Genomic DNA, 21,926 nt, shown 5'->3' with positions numbered 1-21,926 from the left:
CGGCGTCGAGGCCGATGTGGCGAGGGCACGTCGAGGAGTCAGTGTCCGGCGACGACGCCCGACAGTTCGTTGGTGCTCTTCGGCAGGGTGACGGAGGTGATCTTCTTCCCCGTCTCCACGTCGATGGCGTGCAGCGCCTTCTTCCCGGGCTCGGAGACGTACGCGACGTGCCCGCGGACGAACAGGGTGGGCCGGGCCTGCTGCCAGTCCAGCGGCTCCTGCCACTCGCCCACGGCGGGGATCTCCTTCTCGACCTTGCCGGTGTTCTGGTCGATGACGTGGACGGCGCCGTCGGTGCCGAGGACCAGGGCCTCGCCGTGCGGACCGCGGGCCAGTGAGCGGAAGGAGTAGCTGGTGCCCAGGTCCACCAGGCGCAGCTTCTTCTTCTCGGTGTCGATGAGGGAGACGCGGGTGGGCCGCTCCAGCTCGGCCTCGGGGTCGGTCTTGTAGTCGCCCAGGAGGATCGGTGAGGTGTCGCTGCCGGCCTGGTTGCCGATGCGGCCGTAGTCGTCGGGGGCGTCGATCTTGGTGAACTCGCCGTCCTGGTAGATCAGGATGCCGTCCTCGCAGCCGACGGCGACGGCTTCGTTCCTGGCCGCCGCCTCGCCGTGGACGCCGGGGCAGTTCTCGTTGCGCGCGATCTCCTTGTTGTTCTCGTCCAGCACCAGCGCGCCGGTGCGCTTCTCCTCGGTGCCCAGGGTGCTGAGGAGTTCGCCGTTGGCCAGTTCGATGGCGACCCCGTGGTGTGCCTCGGCGGAGGTGTAGGTGCGGCCTTCCGGCTTCTTGCCACCGCTCAGGTCGGCGGGGTCGAAGACGTTGACCTCTCCGGTGCCGTCGGTGAAGAGCACGGTCCTGCCCGCGTGGCGTACGACGTGGCCGGGCTTGGCGCCCTTGTACTCGATGTCGGTGAGGGTCTGGTCGGTGGCGTTCAGGACCCGGAAGCCGCTGTCGGTGGAGACGACGACGTGGTCCTCGTCGCCCGCGGGGTTGACCCGGTTGAAGCCGGGAAGCTCGATGGTCCTGGCCGGCTTCAGGCTCTCCCCGTCCAGAATGTAGAGGCCGCCGTCGAAGGTGGCGACCAGCGGATCCTTGACCGCTGCCGCGGGTGTGGCGCTCGCGGTGCCGTCGGCCTCGGCGTCGGCGGAGGAGGAGTCGCCCCCTGCGCAGGCGGTGAGGACCGTGGAGGCCGCCAGGGCGAGTGCCGTGCCCATGAGGGCTCTGCGGCGTATCGACTTGTTCATCCGTGTGTTCCTTTCCGCGCCGCCCGGTGGCGGCGGTGTGGTGTGACGGTGTCGGCCCGTCTGCCGGCGGGCGGGGAGACGCTGCGGGTCAGGCGCCGGTCAGGCCGTCGACCATGGCGGTGGTGTTGGCGCGCATCATCCGCAGGTAGGTGTCGGCGCCCCCGCCCTCGGCGGTCAGCGACTCCGAGTGGAGTTCGACGACCCGGACCTGGCCGCCCATCTCCGTACGCAGTACTTCGGCGAGCCGTTTGGGCTGGGAGGAGTCGGCGAAGACGGTGCGCACGTCTGCCCTCTCCATCGCCTCGGTGAGTGAGCGGAGGTCCGAGGAACTGGGTGAGGCCAGCGTGGTGCCACTGGGGATGACCGCGCCGATCACCCGGAAGCCGAAGCGGTCGGCGAGGTAACCGAACACGTGGTGGTTGGTGACCAAGGCCCGCGTGCCCTCCGGAATGCGGTCGAAGGACTTCTCCATCCAGGCGGTGAGGTCCGTGAGCTCCTCGGCGTAGCGGTCGGCGTTGGCGCGTATCGTGTCGGCGTCCACTCCGTCGACGTGCTCGATGACCTGATCGGCTATCAAGGCGGTGGCCTTGCGCACCCGGTCGGGGTCGGTCCAGAAGTGCGGGTCGGGCTGTCCTTCCTCGCCCTCGGGACCGCCGTCGTCGGCCGTATGGAAGGTGAGCGGGCCGGCCGCCTCGCCGGCCGCGAAGGTGGCGACGCCGGACTCGCGGGCGGCGTCCACGTGCCGCAGTACGTTCTCCTCGAGTCCCAGGCCGTTGTGGACAACCAGGTCGGCCTGTTCCAGCTCGGCGGCCTGCACCGCCGAGAGGCCGAAGGAGTGCGGGTCGGCGTCGGGCTTCATCAGGACGGTGACGTCGGCTTCGTCACCGACGATCTCCCGGGTGACGTCGCCGAGGATGTTGGTGGTGACGACGATGTCGGGCCGATCGTCGTCGGTGGTGCAGGCGGTGGCGGTGGCGGCCGTGACGAGGGCGAGCAGGCCCACGAGCAGACTGCGCAGGTGTGCGATGCCCACCCTCGCGCGCTGCTTCGCCCCGGTCCGGCTCATCGTCCGGTCTCCACCATGAGGACCGGCTCGACGTCCAGGTCGAAGGAGCGCGCGATACGCAGGCCGTCGTTGTAGTCGATCTCGAACACCTTCTTCCCGTCGGGGTCGTTGACGTAGGCGCGGCTGCGGTCGACCTCGATGACGGGGGCGCTGCCGTCGGCGCCGGCCCGCTTTCCTCCCGTCAGGAGCGGCTTGGTCCGCGCGGTCTGCTTTCCGGTGGCGATGTCATAGCCGTGCAGCGAGCCGTCGTTCTCCAGGACGAGCAGCGGGGAGCCCTCTCCGGCTGTGTTGGCCGCGACGACCGGTCCGGTCTCCACCCGGGTCCAGGTCCGCTCCGCGACGTCGAGGACCCATACGGCGTCGTCTCCGGCCGGGGCGGTGAGGGTGTCGCTGCCGGGTCGATGCCGGAAAGCGGTGGCCCGCTCCTTCGCCGGCACGTCCCGTCCGTTGGGGATCTCCTCGGCGGTGAAGGCGCCGCCCCGGGCCCGGACGAGCAGGGCGCCGCCGGCGCAGCCCAGGATCACGCCGCGCCGGGTGACGGCGTCTCCTCGCGGCTCCTCGCACTCCACGTCCGGGGAGGCGACGCGCTCACCCTCACGGTCGAGGACGACGAGCTCGGTCGTGCCGCCTTCGTCCGCGAAGGCGAGCAGGTGCTCCTCGTACGGCACGACGGCGCCGGTGTAGGTGCCCGGCAGCGTCCGGAAGGACTCGCTCCTGCCCTTCTCCAGCTTGCTCCGGTCGTAGAGGACGGTGCGCCCGCCCCCGTCGGTCACCGCGGTCACGACGGCGTCGCTGCGCACCTGTGCCCGGCTGTCCACGGGAAGCTCACCGACGTCCCGTACCGCCGCGCTGTAGTAGTGGACGTGGTCCCCGTGGTCCACCATCCAGGCGCCGCTGTCGAGCACATGGGTGCCGCCGGAGGCGTGGAGGTAGCCGAACCTGCCGTCCGTTCCCAGCCGGACGGCGCCTTTCACCTGAGCGGTCTTGTGCACCTTGCCGGTGATGAGGTCGAGCACCCTGCTGTTTCCGCTGTCGGGGTCGTTCAGGAGGAGCCGGGACTGCTGCTCGGCGGCCTCCTGTGCTCCCTCGACGTACCCGTGCGGAGTGGCGGAGGGGGATCTCGCCGCGGGGCCGGCGTCGTTGTCCTTGTCTCCCGCGCAGCCTGCGGAGAACAGCGCGGTGAGCACCAGTGCGGCCGAAGCCCACGGAGTGACGATTCTGCGGACGGTCATGACGATCGCCTCAGGCTTCTTTCAGTTGACTTCGAGTACAGGGGCCGGGGCGGGGGCGTGGCGCGCACGGCGGTTCCGCAGCCCGGACAGCACGTGCGAGAGGAAGAACAGGCTCACCGCGAGGGCCGCGACGGTCGCGCCGGCGGCGGTGCTCAGGTGCCAGGACAGAAGCAGCCCGCCGAACGTGGCGGTGGCGCCGAGCAGGGCGGCGAGCGCCATGACCCCGCGCACGCTGCGGGCCCAGGGCAGAGCGGCCGCCGGCGGTGCGATGAGCAGTCCGAGAACGAGCAGTGTTCCCACGATGTGGAACGAGGCCACGATCGCCAGACCGAGCAGGCCGAGCAGCACGGCGTGGGCCAGGCGCGGCCGCAGACCCAGGGTGTGGGCCTTGCGCTCGTCGAACGCCAGGGCCAGGAAGGCGCGGTGACCGAGGACCGACACCACCAGCGCCGCGAGCAACGCCGCCGCGAGCACGAGGAGGTCCTGCTGCCGGACGGCGAGGACGTCACCGAAGAGAAAGCCGGTCAGGTCGACCGCGAAGGACTGCGAGCGCGAGACGATGATCACGCCGAGCGAGAGCATGCCCACGAACAGCAGCCCGATGCCGGTGTCCTGGGACAGCCTCGGCGTGCGGCCGAGCGCGGTGACGCCGGCCGTCATGACGGCGGCGCTGGCCACGGCCCCCACCATCAGGTTTCCGCCGAGCAGCGCGGCCAGCGCGACCCCCGGCAGCAGCCCGTGGGACATGGCGTCACCGAGGAAGGCCATTCCCCTCAGCACCACCCAGGTGCCCGCCAGCGCGCAGATCGCGGACACGAGTATCCCGCCCCACAGGGCTCGTTGCACGAAGGTCACCTCGAAGGGGGCCGTCAGCCATTCCATGCCGAGGACACTACAATGAAAACCATGTTCAAAAAACCGCGACCCTCACCCGCCCCGCCCCTGGAACGGACTGCTCACCTCCGCTTCTCCGGGTTGTGCGCCGGCTACCCGGGACGCCCGGTGCTTCGTGAAATCAGCGCGGAAATACCGAAGTTGGCCACAACGGTGCTCGTGGGACCGAATGGCAGCGGCAAGTCGACCCTGCTCGGCGTGCTCGCCGGTGTGATCCATCCGACATCCGGTGATCTCCACCGCACCGGGGATCGGCCACCCGCGTTCGTACCGCAGCGCGGAGCCGTCGGCGACACCTTGCCGCTCACCGTCCGGCAGACCGTGGAGATGGGACGCTGGAGCGAGCGCGGTACGTGGCGCCGGCTGACCCGCCGGGACCACGCGACCGTGGACGCGGCCCTCGACCGGCTCGAGATCCGGGACCTCGCCTCCCGTCAGCTGGGCGAGCTGTCGGGTGGACAGCGCCAACGCGCGCTCATCGCACAGGGATTGGCACAGGAGTCGGACCTTCTCCTCCTCGACGAGCCGACCACAGGCCTGGATCCGGAGGCCAGGGAGCGGATCGGGACCCTGTTGACGGCACTGGTCGCCGACGGGGTGACGGTCGTCCAGGCCACGCACGACCTGGAGGTCGCACGCACGGCGGACGCATGCCTCCTGCTCCGGAACGGCCGCCTCGCCGGACAGGGGCATCCGGACCGGATCCTCACCACATCGGCGCTGGCCCGCGTCTGGCAACCACTCTGAGGTCCGGCAACGCAGCCGACCACCACCGCCCCGCCGAGACCGCCGGCCGGGGGCCGAGGCGCTCGCCCGGCGCACGTCACCGGACCCTGAACGCACCGCAGACCCGGCCGCTGCCGCTGGACGCTCTCCGACGGAACCGCATGCCCTGCCCGTCACGGACGGAATCCGCATCGGCCTGACCACGGTCCACCGCGGCCTGCGCGACCTGGAGGCGCCGGGCGGCGCCGACGCCGTACGCGACGAGGCCGGCCGCCGCACTCCAGGCTCTGACCACGCCCTCCCGGCTGCGGATCCCGGCCCGCCTCCAGGAGGGCCCGTGCACGGCGACCGAGCTCGCCGACGCCGTCGGCACGGAACAGTCCGCCCGCTCCCCTCAGTCGCGTCTGCTGCGCACCCTCGGCCTGGTCACCGGAGAGCGCCGGGGCCGCTCGGTGATCTACGCGCTCCACGACAACCACGTCACCGAACTCCTGGCGCAGGCCCTCTACCACGTCGAGCACCTGCGCCTCGGCCTGCGCGACACCCCGGTCGCCGTGGCCGGGGCTCGCTCCGCGCCGGACAGGAGGCAGTCCGGCAGCGCCGCCACGACTGCCTCCTCGGGGCGCAGGCCGGCGTAGTACGGGTCGACGAGGATCCGGACCGGGGCGCGAAGCGGGGGACGCCGTCGTCGCGAGCCACGGATTCACGTCCGATGCCCACCAACAGCTCGACGACGAAGGCGCGGTCGGGGGTCGCGGGATCGTCGGCCCTCGCGAACAGGAACGGCGGACTCGCCACCGTGCACACGTACACGTCGCCCTGGTGGTGGGCCGCACCGCAGAAGTCGCCGAACGCCCGCTTCCGGGTCGCGGGATCCGGTGAGGCCGTCGCCCGGGGCCATGCCGGGACGCCCGCGGCGGGCCCGTACGCATGCCCCGTCGACGACCGGTCGACACGGTCCGGATCACTGATCACGCACGGCACTCCGCCGCAGGGCACCGGCAGCCCCGCCGGGCGGGTCCCCTCGCCCTGACGACAGCATGAGCGGGCGCGGGCCCGGAAGGCGGCCGGGGACCCCGGCTTCCGGGTGGCTGCCGCTCGGTGGGCGTGGGGCTCGCCGCCGGGAGAGCGCGTGATGCCGCGGGACCGGAGCTTTGCGGACCGATCGCGGTCAAACGGCAGTGCGGGACGCACACATTCGATCATCGGATGGTCATCCCGGAAAACACGTCCTCCCGGGCCTGCGCCGCCCGCCTACGGTGCCACCACCGGCCAGGGCGGGAAGCACCGCCCCGTGCAGGCCGACGCAGCCCACGAGAAGACCGAAGAGGGAGACGTCCATGGCAACTGTGGAAGTGTCGTTGAAGGAAATCATGACCGTCGTCGAAGGGGCCCTCGGAGCGGCCCTCGTCGACTACTCCAGCGGCATGGCCCTGGGGACGCTGGGCGGGGGCAAGGACCTGGACCTGACCGTCGCGGCGGCCGGCAACACGGACGTCATCCGGGCCAAGGTGCGCACCATGGAAATGCTGGGGCTGACCAGTCAGATCGAGGACATCCTCATCACCCTCGGCAGCCAGTACCACCTCATCCGGCTGGTCACCGGCCGCAGCGGCAACGGTCTGTTCCTGTACCTCGTGCTCGACAAGTCACGGTCGAACCTGGCGATGGCCCGTCACCAGCTCAAGCGGACCGAGCAGCAGCTGGAAGTCTGAACGGCCCCGGGTCCCGGCCGCCGCGCGCCCATGATGTGAAGACTTCTTCACGTCACCACATCAACATGATCCCCATCCGTGGATGCGCGCCGCGCCGAGCGAGAAGGATCGGCTCGGAAGGACCGGTCCGGACAGACGGCACCTCGTGCGGCGACGCGTCCGCAGGGCGTCGCCGCACGACGCAGAACATCCCCGACGCGACAGGGAGTGCGCACCCATGCAAGTCCCCCTCTACCAGGCCAAGGCGGAGTTCTTCCGGATGCTGGGACACCCGGTGCGCATCAGGGTCCTGGAGCTGCTGCAGCACGGGCCCGTGCCGGTGCGGGACCTGCTCGCCGACATCGACATCGAGCCGTCCAGCCTCTCGCAGCAACTGGCCGTGCTCAGGAGGTCCGGCATCGTCGTCTCGGTCCGGGAGGGATCCACCGTCCGGTACGCCCTCGCCGGCGGCGACGTCGCCGAACTGCTCCGCGCGGCCCGCCGGATCCTCACCGAACTGCTGGCCGGGCAGAGCGAGCTCCTGGCCGAACTCCGGCAGACCGACGCGCCCTTGCCGTCGGCGCCCCGGAGCGGGCGGGGCTGAGGACCTCCGGGGCCGTCACAGGTCGCCCGGCGCGTCCAGACCGGTCAGGGCGCCCACGGGGTCCGGGTCGGGGGTGCCGCGGGGCCACCAGTCGTCGTGGCCCGGCTCGGACTCGTAGGCGTACCAGAGGTGGTCGCGGCCGAGGCGGAGCTGGACGTGGCCCCGGGGGTGGGTGAGGTGGTTGCGCCAGGGGCGGAAGGCGGGGAGGTCGGCGGCGAGGAGGAGCGGGCGGGCGCGGTCGAAGCGGCCGGCCGGCGGCTCCCAGGGCTCCTCGAGGACGGAGAGGCCCGTCGGACCGCCCTGGCGCCAGGCGGCGACCGCGCGCGCCAGCTCGGCGGGGGTGCGGCCGGCGGCTCTGGCGAGGGAGGAGTACAGCGCGCGCGTCGCCCCGGTCAGACCGGAACCGGGGCGGGCGGCGGCGAGCCGCACCGCGTCCTGCCAGAGGGTGAGCCGGCCGACCGGGTCGCGGCCGGTGGTGAGCAGGGCGTGCGCGCGGGCGGCGGCGTCGGTGGCCAGCTGGTCCAGCGCGAACGGGTCCGGTCCGCCCGGGGACGCGGGGTACACGGGCGGCTGTTCGGGGTGCGGCGGCGGGGGCGGCGGGGCCGGGAGCGGGGGGAGGGCGCGGTCCCGCCGGGCGAGGACCTCGGTCGCCCGGACGCCGGGCAGGGGTTCCGGTTCCTTGCCCTGGGCGGCGCGGGCCGCACGGGCGGCGCTGAGCCGGGACAGCGCGTCGATCACCTCGCGCTCACCGCGTCCGCGCAGCAGGAGCAGCACGAACGGGTCGGCGTCGAGCAGCCGGGCCGTCTGGTAGCAGAGGGCGGCGGCGTGCTTGCAGGGGTGGCCGGCGTCGGGGCAGCTGCACCGCGGGGCGAGGTCGCCGGGGCCGGGCAGCAGCGGGACCCCGCAGTCGGCGAGGGACTGGGGCATCTCCTTGTCCAGCAGCGCCGCGATGTGGCCGGGGCGGTCGGCGGCGGCGTCCAGGAACCGCTCCCAGTCGGCGTCCGTGAACGTCCGCAGCCGCACCTGCACGCGGTACGGCCGCGGGCGGCCGCCCCGCACGTACGCGAGCGCGAGCCCCGGCGTGACGGTGATGGCGTCGACGTGCCCCTGCTCGGCGTACCCGCGTCCGCGGGCGAGCCGGGCGGCGTCCAGCGCCCCCTCCTCCAGCGCCGTGACCCATGCCTCGCCCCACCAGGTCTCGGCGAAGCCCTCGCCGTCCGAGGCGCGGGGCGGGAACGCCGGGAAGGTGCGGCGCAGGTCGCCGTCGCGGGCGGGGGCGGCCATGGAGCGGGGGGCGGCGGGTGCGGGCGGGGCGGTGTCCCGCGGGGTGCGGGACGGACGGGTGCCGGCGCCCTGCGCGGCCCCGTCCCGGGCGCGGGGGGCCGGGAGGGCGCGGGAGGCCGGAAGGGCGCCGGGCGGGCGGGCGTCGTCGGGCGTCGTGGGGGCGTCGCCCGGGCCGGGGGCGACGTCGGTGTCCGGGTCAGGTTCGGGCATGCGGAAGGCGTCCGTGAGCGACTCCCGTACCTCACGGACCCGGGCGTCGGCGGTCCGGTCGCCGCGGGTCGTGCGCGGAACCCGGGGCGACGGGGCGGGTCGTTCACGGGGCCCGGCGTCCGTCGCACGGTCGCCGGGTGCGGGGCGCGCCCGCAGCGCCTCCTCACGTGCGGAGCGCAGCGCCTCCCGCGCGATGTCCCCGGGGCGCGGGGGCGCGTGCTGTCCGGCACCACCGCCGGCAGCGGCCTCCGTGTCCCCGGTGTCCCCGATGTCCTCAAAGTCCCCGGCCGACGGGTCGACAGGGGACGGGGCGTCGCCGTGGGGCCCTTCTCCGGGGGGCTCCTCGCCCTCCGCCGCCGGTGCGCCGGGGTCCTCGTGGTCCGGTTCCGCCGCATCGGCGGGCCCTTCCGCACCGCGCCGGGCCCGCACCGCCTGCCGCAGCGCCTCGCGGGCCACGTCGCCCGGGCGGGGTCCGCGGCCGGGGCGGCCGGGGCCGTCGGGCCGTCCGGGGGCCGGGGCGGCCGGCCGGTCCGGAGCGGGCCGGTGCTCCGGCGTGTCCGGGTCCGTCGGTTCGCCGGCCGTCCGTGCGCGGGCCGCGCGCAGGGCCTGGCGGGCCTCCTCGGAGGGGCGGGGGGTCATGCCGGCCTCCGCAGGGACACCAGGTCGGACAGGTCACGGTCGGACAGCTCCGTGAGGGCCGACTCGCCGGAGCCGAGGACGGCGTCGGCGAGGGCGCGCTTGGACTCCAGCATCTCGGCGATGCGGTCCTCGACCGTGCCCTCGGTGACGAGACGGTGGACCTGGACGGGCTGGGTCTGGCCGATGCGGTAGGCGCGGTCGGTGGCCTGCTCCTCCACCGCGGGGTTCCACCAGCGGTCGAAGTGGACGACGTGACCCGCCCGGGTGAGGTTCAGGCCGGTGCCGGCGGCCTTGAGGGAGAGCACCAGGACCGGGGTCGCGCCGCTCTGGAAGCGGTCCACCATGCGCTCCCGCTCCGCCACCGGCGTACCGCCGTGGAGGAGGTCGACGGGGACCGCGCGCCCGGCGAGGTGCGCGGTGATCAGGCGGGCCATCCCGACGTACTGCGTGAAGACCAGGGCGGAGCCGTCCTCGGCGAGCAGGGTGTCCAGCAGCTCGTCCAGCAGGGCGAGTTTCCCGGAACGGGCCGCGAGCCGGTCGCCCCCGGCGTGCGCGTGCTCCTCCTTGAGGTAGAGCGCCGGGTGGTCGCAGATCTGCTTGAGCGAGGTCAGCAGCTTCAGCACCAGTCCGCGCCGGCCCATGCCCTGCGCGCCCTCGATGGCGTGCATCGACTCGCGCACCACGGCCTCGTACAGCGCGGCCTGTTCACGGGTGAGCGGTACGGGGTGGTCCGTCTCGGTCTTGGGCGGCAGCTCGGGGACGATGCCGGGGTCGGACTTCTTGCGCCGCAGCAGGAAGGGGCGGACCAGGCGGGCGAGGCGCTCGGCGGCCTCCTCGTCCTCGCCGGTCTCCACGGCGCGCGCGTGCCGGGCCCGGAAGGACTGCAGCGGGCCGAGGAGTCCGGGTGTCGTCCAGTCGAGGAGGGCCCACAGCTCGGAGAGGTTGTTCTCCACGGGGGTGCCGGTGAGCGCCACCCGCGCGGGGGCCGGGATCGTGCGCAGCGCCTTCGCGGTCGCGGAGTGGGGGTTCTTGACGTGCTGCGCCTCGTCGGCGACGACCATGCCCCACGTCCGCCCGGCCAGGTCCGGGGCGGCGGAGCGCATGGTGCCGTAGGTGGTGAGGACGAAGCCGCCGTCGAGGCCGTCCAGGGTGCGGTCGGGGCCGTGGAAGCGGCGCACGGGGACGCCGGGCGCGAACCGGGTGATCTCCCGCTGCCAGTTGCCGAGCAGCGAGGCCGGGCAGACCACCAGGGTCGGCTCGGTGCGGGCCCGCTTCAGGTGCAGCGCGATGAGGGTGATGGTCTTGCCCAGGCCCATGTCGTCGGCGAGGCAGCCGCCGAGGCCGAGGGAGGTCATGAGGTCCAGCCAGGCCAGGCCCCGCAGCTGGTAGTCGCGCAGGGTGGCGTCGAGGCCGGGCGGCGGGTCGGCGGGCCGCACCCCGGCGGTCAGGCGGTCGCGGAGGGTGGCGAGGGCGCCGGCCGGCACCGCCTCGACCGTCTCCCCGTCGACCTCCGCGTGGCCGGTGAGGACGACGGACAGCGCGTCGACCGGGTCGAGCAGCCCCAGGTCCCGTTTGCGGGCCTTGCGGACGAGGGCGGGGTCGACCAGCACCCACTGGTCGCGCAGCCGTACGACCGGGCGGTGGGCCTCGGCCAGGGCGTCCATCTCGGCCTCGGTGAGCGGGTCGCCGCCGAGGGCGAGCTGCCAGCCGAACCGCAGCAGGTCCCCGCTCTCGAAGAAACCGGTGCCGTCGGTCGCCGAGCCGGGGGCCGGGCGGACCACCGCCGTGACGGTCAGGTCCTGGGCGAGGTCCCGGGGCCAGTGCACGGCGACCCCGGCCGCGGCGAGCCGGGTGGCCGCCACGCCCAGCAGGTCGTTCAGCTCCTCCTCGGACAGGGCCAGTACGTCCGGCACGTCCTGGTCGGAGAGCCGGTCCAGCGGCGGCCAGACCCGGGCCGCGCGGCGCACCGCGAGGGCGGCGTCCACCCGCGCGCGCGGGCCGAAGGCGTCGTCCGCCGCGCCCGCCCACAGCGCCGTCGCGTCGGCCACCAGGGTCGGGTCGGCGAGGCTGTGCACCTGCACGATCGCGGCTCCCGCGCTCCGCGCGGCGCTCCCGTCCCCACCGGCTCCCCCGCCGGCGTCGAAGAGGTCGTACGCGGACAGGTCCAGGCGGAGCGAGATCCGTACGCCGGCGTCCATGCCGGCGGCGACCTCGGCGGCCCAGTCGCGGGCGCCGGGCAGCCGCTGCGCCGGGCGCGCGGCGAACGGGAGCCCCGCGGCGTACGGCGCGGCCGGGGTGCGGGGCAGGGTGTCGGCGACCGCGTCCAGGAAGGCGCGCACCAGCGCCTCCGGCCGGGGCAGCCGGAGAGGGCCGGGGCCGGGCAGCGGGACGGCGTGGCCCTCGTACGGCAGGGCGGCGGCCACCGCGCGCAGGTGCGCCACGTCGTCGGGGTCGAGCGGGCCGGCGCGCCAGGCGTCGTGGCCGGCGGCGGTCAGGCCGGGCAGCAGCCGGCCGCGGGCGGTGAGCCGCAGGGCGTGCAGGGCGGCGGCGCCCCAGCAGGCGGTGGCGGGGTGGGCCGCGGGATCGTGCCGGGCGCGGACCAGCAGCGGGAGGGCCTCGTCGACGGGGAGGGAGAACGCCGGGGTCGTCCGCCGCCGCACCCCCGTGCCGTGCGGGCGGACGACGATGAGGTCGGTGCGCGGTACGCAGGCGTCGGGCGGTTCGGGCTGCCCTTCGCCGTCGGGGCCGCCCTCGGGGTCGTAGAAGGCGACGCGTCCCTCGCGCGGCAGGGGCGCCGGGAGGAAGACGGCCGCGAGCCGGACGGGGACGTCCGTGCCGCCCGCACCGCCGGGTCCGGCGGTGTCCCGCCCGGCGGCCGTCACGGTCCGCTCGGCCATACGTCCTGTCACCTCCCGCCCGTCTGTCGGATCAGCCGTCCCCGACTCTACGGGCGGGGTCTGACAATCGGCCCCGGCGGCCGGTGCGCGCGGGGTCAGGGCACGGTACGGGAGACGACGTACACCCTCGGGTAGCCCGGCTTGTGGTGGTTGACGACGACGTCGTGCGTGGGCGCCGGGTCCTTCTGCTCGTGGACGAGGCCGGACCAGGTGCCGGGACCGTCGAACGTCCAGCCGGTGACGTCACGGTCGCGCTCGCCGATGGTGAGGTCGTCCCGCTCCAGGTCGTCCTCCCGCACGCCCAGGCCGGTGAGGAAGGCGCTCAGGCCCGCGTCGGTGGTCTCGAACTCGACGTAGAGGCGGCTGGTCCTCCAGTTGTTGGTCTCGTAGGAGGCCACCCACCAGGCGGGGTGCGGCACGGGCACCTGGTAGAGGCGGCGCTGCACCTTCGACGGCCAGCCCTCGGTGAGGCCGGTCGCGGAGTACTTCGCCTCCTTGTCCTTGCCGCTGGCCCGGCTCTGGTTCGCGGAGATCACCAGGTACCCGGCCGGGACGCCGATGAGCAGCACGATGATCAGCAGGGTGAGCGCCCTGCGGCGGATCATGTGCCCCCGGTCCTCGGCCGGGCGGGGCGCGCCCGGGGGGACCGTGTGCCGGGGGGACTCCTCGCTCACAGCGACTCCCGGGTGGTGCGGCGGGCCTCCGCGTACCGCTCGTAGCGCTCGTAGCGTTCGACCCGGCGGCGCTTGGCGCGGCGGAAGCGGCGGGCGACCAGCCGGGCCAGGTCGGCGGCGCCGACCATGCCGGCCTCGGGGCCGAGCTGGGCGCGGACGATGCGGGCCTCGGGGCGGTAGCCGCGGCCGGTGAGCTGCCGTTTGAAGGCGTCCCGCGCGGGGCCGATCAGCAGGTCGTCGGCGGCGGAGACGCCGCCGCCGATGACGAAGCAGGAGGGGTCGAGGGCGGCGGCGAGGTTGGCGATGCCGACGCCGAGCCACTGCCCGATGTCCTGGAGCAGTTCGATGCACATGGCGTCGCCCTCGCGGGCCAGCTCGGTGATCATCGGGCCGCTGATGTCGCCGATGCTGCCCTTGACGTGCTCGATGATCCCGTAGGCGACCGGCGAGTCGGCGGCGGCCAGCTCGCGGGCCTCGCGGACCAGCGCGTTGCCGGAGCTGTACTGCTCCCAGCAGCCGCGGTTGCCGCAGGGGCAGCGGTGGCCGCCGGGGACGACCTGCATGTGGCCGAACTCGCCGGCGACCCCGTACTTGCCCCGCTTGACCTGCCCGTCCTCCAGGATCGCGCCGCCGATGCCGGTGCCGAGCGTGATCATGACGAGGTGGTCCTCGCCGCGGCCGGCGCCGAAGCGCCACTCGGCCCAGGCGGCGGTGTTGGCGTCGTTGTCCACCAGGACGGGCACGGCGAGCCGGCCGGCGATGCGGTCGCGCAGGGGTTCGTTGCGCCAGGACAGGTGGGGGGCGAACAGCACGCGGTTGCGGTCGGCGTCGACCCAGCCGGCCGCGCCGATGCCGACCGCGTGCACGTCGTGCCGGTCGGACAGGTCCAGCACCAGTTCGACGATGGTGTCCTCGACGACCTTGGGGCTCTTGGACTTGTCCGGGGTCTCCGTGCGCAGCCGCTCCAGGATGTTGCCGTCGGCGTCGACGACGCCCGCCATGACCTTGGTGCCGCCGATGTCGATGCCGACCGTCGGGACACGGGGCGCCGTCAGGTGGGAACGGCGCTCCCGGGTGCCGACGGTTCTCAGGACCGGGGCACGACGGGAGCCGATGGGGGCGGTGAAGTCGCGGTAGGTGCTCATCGTGAGCGATTCTGCCGCACCGGTGCGGTGATCGTGGCGCGGGGCGGGTGGGGGGTGGTGCGGATCATGGCCGGGTGCGGGTGCGGGTGCGTCGTGGTCGATCGCGCCCGCGCGGCGAAGCCGCGGACGACGCCGCCCCGCCCCCCTACCGGTCGCCTTGCAGCTCGTGGCGCAGATCGTCCAGCTCGTCGCCTCCCGCCATCTGGCTCGTCAGCTCGTCCAGGGTGATCTCGCCCCGTGTGTGGTTGCCGACCATCGTGCCGCGCTTCAGCAGGACGAACCGGTCGCCCACCAGGTAGGCGTGGTGCGGGTTGTGGGTGATGAGGACGACGCCCAGGCCCTGGTCGCGTGCCGCGGTCACGTATTTCAGGACCACGCCCGACTGCTTCACGCCCAGGGCCGCCGTGGGCTCGTCCAGGACGAGGACCTTCGCTCCGAAGTGCACCGCGCGGGCGATGGCCACGCACTGGCGTTCGCCGCCGGAGAGGGTGCCGATGGGCTGGTCGACGTCGCGGAGGTCGATGCCCATGCGGAGGAGTTCCGCGCGGGTGGTGCGGCGCATGCGGTCGACGTCCATGCGCTTGAAGGGGCCGGCGCCCTTGCGGGGCTCGGAGCCGAGGAAGAAGTTCCGCCACACCGGCATCAGCGCGACGACGGCCAGGTCCTGGTGGACGGTGGCGATGCCCCGGTCCAGGGCCTCGCGCGGCGAGGCCAGGCGGGTCTCCTCGCCGTCGAGGGCGAGCGTGCCGCCGTCATGCCGGTGCAGTCCGGAGATGATCTTGATCAGGGTGGACTTGCCGGCGCCGTTGTCGCCCAGCACGCAGGTGATCTCGCCCGCGTGCACCTCCAGCGACACGCCCTCGAGGGCGCGGACGTTGCCGTAGTGCTTGCTGACGCCGGACAGCTCCACGAGGGCCGTGCGGGAGTCGGTCCGGGTCATTTCGAGGCCTCCGCGCGGCGGCGTACCCAGGTGTTGAGCAGGGTGGCGAGGAGCAGCATCGCTCCGAGGAAGAACGTGAACCAGTCGGGGTTCCACTCGGCGAAGACGATGCCCTTGCTGGTCATGCCGAAGATCAGCGCGCCGACCGCCGAGCCGACGGCGCTGCCGTGGCCGCCGGTGATCAGGCAGCCGCCGATGACGGCAGCGATGATGTAGATCAGCTCGTTGCCGACGCCTTCGCCGGACTGGACGACGTCGTAGCTGAAGAGCAGGTGCTGGCCGCAGATCCAGGCGCCGAGGGCGACGCCCATGTAGAGGGCGGTCTTGGTCCGGGCCACGGGGACGCCCACCGCGCGGGCGGCCTGTTCGTTGCCGCCGACCGCGAAGATCCAGTTGCCGGCGCGGGTGCGCAGCAGGATCCAGCTGCCGAGGGCGACCAGGGCGAGCCACCACAGCACGGTGACCTTGATGTGCGTGCCGCCGACGGTGAGGGTCGACGCGAAGAGCGCCCGCGCGGTGGTGAAGCCCTCCATGTCGGCGATGGTCCTGGTGGAGACGGTGCCGCTGATCAGTTTGGTGAAGCCGAGGTTCATGCCGGTCAGCATCAGGAAGGTGCCGAGCGTGACGATGAAGCTGGGCAGCCTCGTGCGGGCCAGCATGATCCCGTTGAAGGCGCCGACGGCGAGCGTGACCAGCAGGGACACGCCGACGCCGACCCAGACGTTGGCGGTCATCCGGTAGCTGAACATCGACGAGACCAGTGCCGACGACGTGACCAGGACCCCGGCCGACAGGTCGAACTCGCCGCCGATCATCAGCAGGGCGACCGGGACGGCCATGATGCCGATGGTGGAGGAGGCGTAGAGGACGGTGCCGAGGCTGGAGGCGCGCAGGAAGCTGTCGGCGGCGAGGGCGAAGCAGCAGAAGACGGCGATCGCGCCGACGAGGGAGCCGAGCTCGGGTCTGGTCAGCAGCCGCTGGAGCGGCGAAGAGCTGCGCAGAAACCTTTCATCAGAGACGTCGGAAGTGGTCGCGCTCATCGGGTCCCCCGCTGCGTGTACTCCTCGAGGGCGGCGGCGTCGTCCCCGGTGATGACCTGCGGTCCGGTGAGCACGGGCCGGCCGCCGCCGAGGACGTCGGCGTTGTACCGGTACAGCCACAGCAGGTCGACCGCCTCGTAGCCCTGGAGGTAGGGCTGCTGGTCGACGGCGAAGCCGAGGCTGCCGTCCTTCAGACCGGCGGCGACCTTGGCGTTGAGGTCGAAGGTGTCGATCTCCGCGTCGCCGCCCGCCCCCTCGCGGGCCTTGACGGCCGTGTCGGCGTAGGGGGCGCCCAGGGTGACGACGGCGTCCACGCCGGCGTCGGACTGCAGCCGGGCCTCGATCGCCGACTGCACGTCGGGCATGCTCGTGCCGTTGACGTGGAGGCGGACCACCGTGCCGTCGAAGGTCTCCTCCACCCCGTCGCAGCGCTGCTCGTGACCGACGTTGCCCTGCTCGTGCAGGACGCAGAGGACCTTCTTCCGGCCCCGCTCGTTCAACTCCTCGCCGACCGCCTCGCCGGCGATCGTCTCGTCCTGGCCGATGTGGGTGAGCGCGCCGAACTCCTTGGACTCGGCCGAGCCGCTGTTCACGGTGACGACCGGGATGCCGGCCTCGCGGGCGCGCGCCAGGGACGCCTTCAGCGCGTCCGGCTTGGCGAGGGTGACGACGATGCCGTCCACCTTCTTGTCGACGGCCGCGTCCACGAGCTGCGCCTGCTGCTGGGCCTCGTCGTCGTGCGAGTAGAGGAAGCGGACATTGTCCTTCAGCGCGGCCTGCTCCGCGCCGCTGCGGACGATGTCCCAGAAGGTGTCGCCGTCTCCCGCGTGGGTGACCATCGCGAAGGTCCAGCGGGGGGTGTCCACCGCCGCCCCGCCCCGGGCCGCCGCGGCCGCGCGGGCGTCCTCCGCCCGTTTGCCGCCGGTACCGCTGCATCCGGCGAGCGAGAGACTCAGCGCCCCCGCCAGCGCGATGCCCACCCAGGTCGAAAACCGTGACACGAGGACTTGCCCTTCTTGCTGTGCTCTTGCGTATGCAAGGGGCCGATGACCGCACCGGCCCCAAACGCCCCATTCTCGAACACGGACATCGGGCGTCCCCGCGCGGGGACCGGCAGCCGGTCACATTGTCCGGACATAAGGACCGCACGGGGTGCGCGGCGCCTCGGATTGTCAGGACCGTACAAGCAGCTGGAACTCGAACGAGTAGCGGGAGGGCCGGTAGGTGTGGGTGCCGAACTCCACCGCGCGACCGGTGTCGTCGAAGGTCACGCGCTCCATGGTGAGCAGCGGGGCGCCGGTCTCCTCGCCCAGCCGCTCGGCCTCGCCGGCGGTGGCGGCACGGGCGCCGATGGTCTGGCGGGCGCTGTGCAGGGTGATCCCGGCGGCCCGCATCAGCCGGTACAGACCGGTGGCCTCCAGCCGGCCGGTGTCCAGCTCGAGCAGGCCGGACGGCAGGTAGTTGCACAGGTACGCCATCGGCTCCCCGTGGGTGGACCGCAGCCGTTCGATCCGGTGCACCTCACCGCCCTCGGCCACGCCGAGCGCGCCCGCGACCTCGGCGGACGCCGCCACCACAGTATTGACCAGCACTTTCGTCCCGGGGCGCTGACCGGCCGCCTCCAGGTCGTCGTAGAGGCTGCTGAGCTCCAGCGGGCGCTTGACCCGGCTGTGCACCACCTGGGTGCCGACCCCTCGGCGGCGCACCAGCAGTCCCTTGTCGACGAGGGACTGGATGGCCTGGCGGACGGTCGGCCGGGACAGACCGAGCCGCGCGGCGAGCTCGATCTCGTTGCCCAGCAGGGTGCCGGGGGTCAGCACGCCGTGCTCGATGGCGGACTCCAGCTGCTGGGACAGCTGGAAGTACAACGGCACGGGGGAGCCGCGGTCCACGCTCAGCTCCAGCTGTACGGTCGGGTCCACTTCTGGTTTCGGCACGGGCCGAGCGTAGCCCCGCGCGCTGTTGACGGGAAGTCGTGTAGTTCGGTTGTCCGGACATACGCATTGACAGGGAGCGGCGCGAGCCCCACTTTGTTTCCATGCGCATCGGGGTCATCGGTACGGGCCGTATCGGCACCATTCACGCCCACACACTCAGCAGGCACCGCGACGTCGGCTCCCTGATCCTCACGGACGTCGATCCGGCACGGGCCCAGGCCCTCGCCCACCGGCTCGGCGAGACGGCGGCACCCGGGGTGGACGAGATCTACACCTGGGGAGTGGACGCCGTGGTGATCACGGCGGCCACGTCCGCCCACGCCGATCTGATCGGCCGGGCGGCACGCGCGGGACTGCCGGTGTTCTGCGAGAAGCCCATCGCCCTGGACCTGACGGGCACGTTACAGGCGATCACGGAGGTCGAGACCGCCGGAACCGTCCTGCAGATGGGGTTCCAGCGCCGCTTCGACACCGGCTACACGGGCGCGCGGGAGGCGGTGCGCTCGGGCAGGCTCGGGCGGCTGCACACCGTACGGGCGACGAGCAGCGACGCGGAGCCGCCGCCGGCCGGGTACCTGGTGCAGTCCGGCGGGCTGTACCGGGACACCCTGATCCACGACTTCGACATCCTGCGCTGGGTGACCGGCCGGGAGATCACGGACGTCTACGCGGCCGGGTCCGACGCCGGTCCCGCGATGTTCCGCGAGGCCGGCGACGTCGACACCGGCGCGGCGCTCCTCACCCTCGACGACGGCACGCTCGCCACGGTCACGGCGACCCGGCTGAACGGCGCCGGCTACGACGTGCGCATGGAGCTCGCCGGGGAGCGGGACCAGATCGTCGTCGGCCTGGACGATCGTACGCCGATCGCGTCCACCGAACCGACCGGGCCGCCGGCCGCGGACAAGCCGTGGACCGGGTTCCTGGAGCGGTTCGGGCCCGCGTACGAGGCCGAGCTGATCGCGTTCGTCGAGGTGGTGCGGGGCGAGCGGGCCAACCCGTGCGACGGGCGGGAGGCCCTCCAGGCGCTGCTGATCGCGGAGGCGTGCGAGCTGTCCCGGCGGGAGCGCAGACCGGTCCGGCCGACGGAGTTGCTGCGCGGGTCGGCGGCGGCGCCGGCCTGACCCCGGGCGGCGGTCAGGGCGCCCGCGTGCACGCTCAGCAGCGTCAGCCGGTGCGCGAGCACGTCGTGCATCTCCCGCGCGATGGCCTCGCGCGCGAGCCGCTGCGCCTGCTCGGCCCACAGCCGCGCCTCGGTCTCGGCCCGCCGCGCCCGGTCCCGCAGGCTCAGCATGAGCTGCCGCTTGGACCGTACGAACATGCCCCAGCCGACGGTCGCGGCCAACAGCACCAAGAGGAGGACCAGCGAGGCGAGGTACGGCAGGTCGGGATCGGGCCGCCACCAGAAGTACAGCGGCACGGAGGCCGCGTGGACGCCGCCCACCCAGGCCACGTACCGGAAGGGCCGGTGCACGGCGAGCGTGAACAGGGCGATGACCGCCACGCCGCCGGAGGCCTCCGAGACGAAGCCGACCGGGATCATCGCGGCGGCCAGGGCGAACGGCCACCGCCGGCGCAGCCAGACCGCGGCGCAGGACAGCGCGCCGAGCACCTGGTCGGCGACGGCCAGCGCGTGCGGGATGTCGGGGTCGTCGCGGAGCGTCTCGGCGCCCGCCAGGCCCACGAGCACGGCCAGCAGGAAACAGGCGAAGTCGACGGCCCAGTCCCGCGCGGTGCGCCGGGGCCGCCGCCCGGAGCGGGCCGTGTCGGGGTCGAGTGCGTGGAGGAGGGCGGACGGGAAGAACCATCGGCGCCCCGTGAACACCGGGGCGGTCCGCGCCGCCTTGTCACCAGTCACGGTCGACGAATCTACGCGGGCGTCGCCTCCCGGCACCGCCCCGCGGGCGGATCCCCTACCGACGTCGCGGCATCGCAGACTTTCGGCGCTCCGGCCGCCGCGGATCGCGGTCTTCCGTCAAAACGCGCTCGCCCCGCGGCCGATGCGGCCGGCGCGGCCGGGGTCAGGCGTTCTCCGGGAGCTCGTACGAGCCGTACTCGGGGCGGCCGGAGAAGTCGTAGGTCTGGACGGACACGCCCGCGGCGGTGATCTCTCCGCCGGTGTGCCGGAAGGCGCTCGGCATCGAGCCCTCCGGGAACAGGCGGCGCCCGGCGCCGAGGACGACCGGGAACGTCAGCAGGTGCAGGGTGTCCACGAGGTCGAGCGCGAACAGGGACCGGGCGAGGGCGCCGCTGCCGTGCAGCTGGAGCTCGCCGTCGGTGCGCTCCTTGAGGGCGGTGACCTCCTTGGCGAGGTCGCCGCGGAGCACGGTGGTGCCGGCCCATGCGGGGTCGGTGAGGGTGGTGGAGGCGACGTACTTCGGCAGCGCGTTCAGTTTGCCGGCGACCGGGTCGGCGGGGTCGGTCATCTTCGGCCAGTACGAGGCGAAGATGTCGTACGTACGACGGCCGAGGAGGAAGGCGCCCACGCGGGAGAAGACCCCGTTGACGAACCGGCCGAAGTCGTCGTCGCCGTAGGGGACGCTCCACCCTCCCTGCTCGAAGCCGTCCCTGGTGTCCTCCTGGGGGCCGCCTGGGGCCTGATAGACGCCGTCGAGGGTGACGAAGGTGGTGACTACGAGCTTGCCCATGACGGGTTCCTGCCTTCCGGTACGGGGAGGGTGGGGTGTGTCGTCATCAGTTCAGACCCCGGTGGGAGCCGCAACTCATCGGCGGCGCCGCAGGTCGACGTCCGTTCACCGCCAGCGCGCCGGGGACGCGGGCGCTGAGATGGACGCATGACGACGAACACGACGGACACATCGGTGAAGACCCCGGAGAAGACCCTGCTCGGCAAGGCGGCGCTGGTGACCGGCGGCAGCCGCGGGATCGGCGCGGCGACGGCACTGCGGCTGGCACGGGAGGGCGCGGACGTCGCGGTGACGTACGTGAACGGCAAGGAGGCGGCCGAGGGCGTCGTACGGGCCGTGGAGGCGCTGGGGCGCCGCGCGGTGGCCCTGCGCGCGGACGCCGGCGACCCGGAGGAGGCGGCCGCGGCGGTGGACGCCGCCGCGCGGGAGCTGGGCCGGCTCGACATCCTGGTGAACAACGCGGGGATCGGCGTGCTCGGGCCGGTGGAGACGTTGTCCCCCGCCGACGTCGACCGGGTGCTCGCGGTGAACGTGCGGGGCGTCTTCCTGACCTCGCGGGCGGCCGTCGCCCGTATGACGGACGGGGGCCGGATCATCACCGTCGGCACCTGCCTGACCCAGCGCGTGTCCGGCCCCGGCGGCACGCTCTACACGATGAGCAAGTCGGCGCTGGTGGGTCTGACCAAGGCCCTGGCACGGGAGCTGGGCGGGCGTGGGATCACGGCGAACATCGTGCACCCGGGCCCGATCGACACGGAGATGAACCCGGCGGACGGACCCCACGCGTCCGGCCAGGCGGCGGTGACCGCGCTGGGGCGCTTCGGTGCGGCGGAGGAGGTGGCGCACACGATCGCCCATCTGGCGGGGGCCGCGTACGTCACCGGCGCGGAGTTCTCGGTGGACGGCGGACACGCGGCATGACGTCCGGCCGCCGGGCCACCCCACGGACGGGTGAGTCTGTTCCGTAAAGTTCCCCGCTTCGGTGACCACACCGGCGTGACCTGCGGAGCACGGCGCGACGCGCGGGGCACGACGGCACGAGGTCCGCCCATGGG

Annotated in this window: 19 protein-coding genes and 2 pseudogenes; 7 read left to right on the top strand and 14 right to left on the bottom strand. The window is 73.4% G+C overall.

Features of this window, described 5'->3' with window-relative positions; translation table 11 throughout:
- Positions 1 to 38: 38 nt before the first annotated feature.
- From aztD to aztB, 4 genes are all read right to left on the bottom strand, one after another.
- Positions 39 to 1,241 (bottom strand): zinc metallochaperone AztD, encoded by a 1,203-nt coding sequence (gene aztD / locus ADK41_RS05585; protein ID WP_030833439.1) that lies wholly within the window; start codon positions 1,239 to 1,241, stop codon positions 39 to 41.
- Positions 1,242 to 1,329: 88 nt separating this feature from the next.
- Positions 1,330 to 2,307, bottom strand: a complete 978-nt coding sequence (gene aztC / locus ADK41_RS05580) for a zinc ABC transporter substrate-binding protein AztC (RefSeq protein WP_030833436.1) — start codon at positions 2,305 to 2,307, stop codon at positions 1,330 to 1,332.
- Positions 2,304 to 3,539, bottom strand: a complete 1,236-nt coding sequence (locus ADK41_RS05575) for a hypothetical protein (protein WP_030833434.1) — start codon at positions 3,537 to 3,539, stop codon at positions 2,304 to 2,306. The genes aztC and ADK41_RS05575 overlap by 4 nt, the downstream gene beginning before the upstream one ends.
- Before the next feature lie 21 nt (positions 3,540 to 3,560).
- Positions 3,561 to 4,421, bottom strand: coding sequence for a zinc ABC transporter permease AztB (gene aztB, locus ADK41_RS05570; RefSeq protein WP_030833431.1), 861 nt, complete (start codon positions 4,419 to 4,421; stop codon positions 3,561 to 3,563).
- Between the two features lie 15 nt (positions 4,422 to 4,436).
- Here aztB and aztA point away from each other — a divergent pair, with 15 nt between their 5' ends.
- The 5 genes and pseudogenes from aztA (at position 4,437) to ADK41_RS05540 (ending at position 7,457) form a co-directional block, all read left to right on the top strand.
- Entirely contained in the window at positions 4,437 to 5,180 is a 744-nt protein-coding gene (gene aztA, locus ADK41_RS05565; RefSeq protein ID WP_030833428.1) for a zinc ABC transporter ATP-binding protein AztA, read from the top strand.
- A 248-nt stretch (positions 5,181 to 5,428) separates the two neighbouring features.
- Positions 5,429 to 5,797 (top strand): annotated as a pseudogene (locus ADK41_RS05555) (ArsR/SmtB family transcription factor); the annotation flags it as partial.
- Positions 5,798 to 5,871: 74 nt separating this feature from the next.
- Positions 5,872 to 6,192, top strand: coding sequence for a hypothetical protein (locus ADK41_RS05550; RefSeq protein ID WP_030833421.1), 321 nt, complete (start codon positions 5,872 to 5,874; stop codon positions 6,190 to 6,192).
- A gap of 307 nt (positions 6,193 to 6,499) precedes the next feature.
- On the top strand, positions 6,500 to 6,874 hold the full coding sequence (locus ADK41_RS05545; RefSeq protein WP_030833418.1) for a hypothetical protein: 375 nt from the start codon (positions 6,500 to 6,502) through the stop codon (positions 6,872 to 6,874).
- Positions 6,875 to 7,091: 217 nt separating this feature from the next.
- Positions 7,092 to 7,457 (top strand): ArsR/SmtB family transcription factor, encoded by a 366-nt coding sequence (locus ADK41_RS05540; protein WP_030833415.1) that lies wholly within the window; start codon positions 7,092 to 7,094, stop codon positions 7,455 to 7,457.
- A 15-nt stretch (positions 7,458 to 7,472) separates the two neighbouring features.
- Here the strand turns inward: ADK41_RS05540 and ADK41_RS05535 are convergent, their stop codons facing one another.
- The 8 genes from ADK41_RS05535 to ADK41_RS05500 all read right to left on the bottom strand — a co-directional run bounded on the left by ADK41_RS05535 (position 7,473) and on the right by ADK41_RS05500 (position 18,208).
- The gene (locus ADK41_RS05535) at positions 7,473 to 9,590 is read right to left on the bottom strand and encodes an SWIM zinc finger family protein (RefSeq protein ID WP_053670210.1); all 2,118 of its coding nucleotides are present in this window, start codon (positions 9,588 to 9,590) and stop codon (positions 7,473 to 7,475) included.
- A complete protein-coding gene (locus tag ADK41_RS05530; RefSeq protein WP_030831501.1) occupies positions 9,587 to 12,487 on the bottom strand; it encodes a DEAD/DEAH box helicase in 2,901 nt (966 codons plus the stop codon). The genes ADK41_RS05535 and ADK41_RS05530 overlap by 4 nt, the downstream gene beginning before the upstream one ends.
- A gap of 95 nt (positions 12,488 to 12,582) precedes the next feature.
- Positions 12,583 to 13,092, bottom strand: a complete 510-nt coding sequence (locus ADK41_RS05525; RefSeq protein ID WP_380956262.1) for a sugar kinase — start codon at positions 13,090 to 13,092, stop codon at positions 12,583 to 12,585.
- A gap of 65 nt (positions 13,093 to 13,157) precedes the next feature.
- Positions 13,158 to 14,306, bottom strand: coding sequence for an ROK family glucokinase (locus tag ADK41_RS05520; RefSeq protein WP_030831496.1), 1,149 nt, complete (start codon positions 14,304 to 14,306; stop codon positions 13,158 to 13,160).
- A gap of 145 nt (positions 14,307 to 14,451) precedes the next feature.
- Positions 14,452 to 15,246: an ATP-binding cassette domain-containing protein gene (locus tag ADK41_RS05515; RefSeq protein WP_030831493.1), complete on the bottom strand. Its 795-nt coding sequence runs from the start codon at positions 15,244 to 15,246 to the stop codon at positions 14,452 to 14,454.
- Positions 15,243 to 16,286, bottom strand: coding sequence for an ABC transporter permease (locus ADK41_RS05510; RefSeq protein WP_030831490.1), 1,044 nt, complete (start codon positions 16,284 to 16,286; stop codon positions 15,243 to 15,245). Before ADK41_RS05510 ends, ADK41_RS05515 begins: the two co-directional genes overlap by 4 nt.
- The gene (locus ADK41_RS05505; RefSeq protein WP_030831487.1) at positions 16,283 to 17,287 is read right to left on the bottom strand and encodes a sugar ABC transporter substrate-binding protein; all 1,005 of its coding nucleotides are present in this window, start codon (positions 17,285 to 17,287) and stop codon (positions 16,283 to 16,285) included. Before ADK41_RS05505 ends, ADK41_RS05510 begins: the two co-directional genes overlap by 4 nt.
- Positions 17,288 to 17,458: 171 nt before the next feature.
- Positions 17,459 to 18,208, bottom strand: coding sequence for a GntR family transcriptional regulator (locus ADK41_RS05500; protein WP_030831484.1), 750 nt, complete (start codon positions 18,206 to 18,208; stop codon positions 17,459 to 17,461).
- Positions 18,209 to 18,324: 116 nt separating this feature from the next.
- Between ADK41_RS05500 and ADK41_RS05495 the strand changes: the two genes are divergently transcribed.
- Positions 18,325 to 19,347: a Gfo/Idh/MocA family protein gene (locus ADK41_RS05495; protein WP_030831481.1), complete on the top strand. Its 1,023-nt coding sequence runs from the start codon at positions 18,325 to 18,327 to the stop codon at positions 19,345 to 19,347.
- A 14-nt stretch (positions 19,348 to 19,361) separates the two neighbouring features.
- Here ADK41_RS05495 and ADK41_RS44185 read toward each other — a convergent pair.
- Both ADK41_RS44185 and ADK41_RS05490 read right to left on the bottom strand, forming a co-directional pair.
- A pseudogene (locus ADK41_RS44185) lies at positions 19,362 to 20,081 on the bottom strand (histidine kinase); the annotation flags it as partial.
- Between the two features lie 163 nt (positions 20,082 to 20,244).
- Complete coding sequence (locus ADK41_RS05490) at positions 20,245 to 20,871, bottom strand: dihydrofolate reductase family protein (RefSeq protein WP_030831475.1); 627 nt, start codon at positions 20,869 to 20,871, stop codon at positions 20,245 to 20,247.
- A 147-nt stretch (positions 20,872 to 21,018) separates the two neighbouring features.
- Here ADK41_RS05490 and ADK41_RS05485 point away from each other — a divergent pair, with 147 nt between their 5' ends.
- Positions 21,019 to 21,792, top strand: coding sequence for an SDR family oxidoreductase (locus ADK41_RS05485; protein WP_030831473.1), 774 nt, complete (start codon positions 21,019 to 21,021; stop codon positions 21,790 to 21,792).
- Positions 21,793 to 21,926 lie beyond the last annotated feature (134 nt).

Source organism: Streptomyces caelestis (assembly GCF_001279005.1).
GTDB classification, from domain to species: Bacteria; Actinomycetota; Actinomycetes; order Streptomycetales; family Streptomycetaceae; genus Streptomyces; species Streptomyces heliomycini.
The sequence above is the reverse complement of the archived record's forward strand: the minus strand, read 5'-3'. Positions and strand labels throughout refer to the sequence as shown.